The sequence below is a fragment of the Mesorhizobium sp. M2A.F.Ca.ET.039.01.1.1 genome (assembly GCF_003998035.1).
Lineage (GTDB): Bacteria > Pseudomonadota > Alphaproteobacteria > Rhizobiales > Rhizobiaceae > Mesorhizobium.
Map to the genome: position 1 here is coordinate 1 of NZ_RZRY01001063.1, position 1622 is coordinate 1622.

A 1622-nucleotide genomic window follows, 5' to 3' on the forward strand; every position below is an offset into this window, starting at 1 on the left:
GAAAACCCATGTCGCGCTGCAGATGCTCGGATAGTTCCCGAACATCGATGTAGCCGCGCCTGCGGCCCGAAAACTTTGCAAATTCCCGTACCAGCATGAAAAACCAGCCGCGTGCGGGGGTGGAAACGAGTTTTTCCTGTACCGTGACCATGATCGTCAGCCTTGAACTGGATTGATCGTTGATCCCAAATATCGGTCTGGCTGGTTCGTGCTTCCAATTAAACCTCGATCATGACCCATAAGGAGGCCTTATGCCCGATCTGACCCCTCCGCAGCTTGCGCCGCTGCCGCCGCTGCAGGCGATCCGGGTGTTCGAAGCGGTGGCAAGGCACCTGTCCTTCACCAAGGCGGCGCAGGAATTGGGCATGACCCAGGCGGCCGCGAGCTACCAGATCAAGCTGCTGGAGGAACGCATCGGCGCGCCGCTGTTCCTGCGCCGGCCGAAGCAGATCGAGTTGACCGGACCCGGCCAGCGCCTGGCGCCTGCCGTCAGCGAAGCCTTTTCCATCCTGGGTCAGGCTTATGCCGCGGCGCGCGGCGGCGCCGACGGACTGCTTTGCGTCACCACCGTGCTGACCTTCGCCTCGAACTGGCTGGCCCAGCATCTGGGCTCATTCCAGATCGCTCATCCAGCACTCGCCGTGCGGCTCGACACGTCGAGCCGCCTGACCGATTTCGCGCGCGAGGATGTCGATATCGCCATCCGCTCCGGCGGCGGCAAGTGGCCGGGCCTGGAAGCGCATAAGCTGCTTGATGCCGATTTCACCCCCATGCTGAGCCCCAAGCTCGCGGCGAGCATAGGCGGCGTCAAGGAGCCGGCCGACCTGTTGCGCCTGCCGATCCTCGACCCCGGCGACGTCTGGTGGTCGCAATGGTTCGAGGCCGCCGGTGTGACCGGCCATGATCTCGCCAAGCGGCCGGGTTCTAGCATGGGCGCGCAGGCCTATGAGGCGAATGCGGCGATGGCGGGCCATGGCGTGGCGATCCTGACCAGGGCGCTGTTCAAGAACGAGATCGCCGACGGCCGTCTGATCCAGCCCTTCGATCTCGTCGGCGATGACGGCCATGCCTATTGGCTGGTCTATCCGACGGCGCGTCGCAATGTGCCGAAGATCCGCGCCTTCCGTGACTGGATCCTCGCCGAGATCGCCTGCGCGTAAGCCGACTGCTCTCAGCCTTCCTCGCCAAGATCCTGGCCGCGTCGCCGGGTCGGGGTTCACGTTTCTGCTGCGCTGCAGCATCGATTCCGCCTTGACATAAATCACACCAAGTGAGTAATTGCTCAAAGCCAAGGCAAATGCTCATCTTGGTTTATGGGAGGAATTTGATGAAACTTCGCACGCTCACCCTGGGCCTGTTGTCGGCCAGCGCTCTCGCTTTCGCTGCGCATGCCGAATCCATCACCATCGCCACCGTCAACAATGGCGACATGGTCCGCATGCAGAAGCTGACGGACGACTTCACCAAGGCCAACCCCGACATCCAGCTCAACTGGGTCACGCTTGAAGAGAATGTGCTGCGCGAGCGCGTGACCACCGACATCGCCACCAAGGGCGGCCAGTACGACGTCATGACCATCGGCACCTACGAGGTTCCGATCTGGGCCAAGCAGAGCTGGCTGC

The 1622-nt window shown here is 62.6% G+C and carries 2 protein-coding genes; both read left to right on the forward strand.

The genetic code is table 11. The features are described from left to right. The first annotated feature begins 251 nt into the window (after positions 1-251). Complete coding sequence (locus EOA24_RS37245; RefSeq protein ID WP_126080000.1) at positions 252-1160, forward strand: LysR substrate-binding domain-containing protein; 909 nt, start codon at positions 252-254, stop codon at positions 1158-1160. 167 nt (positions 1161-1327) lie between these two features. Then, positions 1328-1622, forward strand: a 295-nt coding sequence (locus tag EOA24_RS37250) for an extracellular solute-binding protein (RefSeq protein WP_127410780.1), incomplete at its 3' end; no start/stop codon positions are given.

Excerpts from the sequence above, each read along its gene's own strand:
- EOA24_RS37245 (WP_126080000.1), top strand. The coding sequence starts at position 252 with ATGCCCGATCTGACCCCTCCGCAGCTTGCGCCGCTGCCGCCGCTGCAG.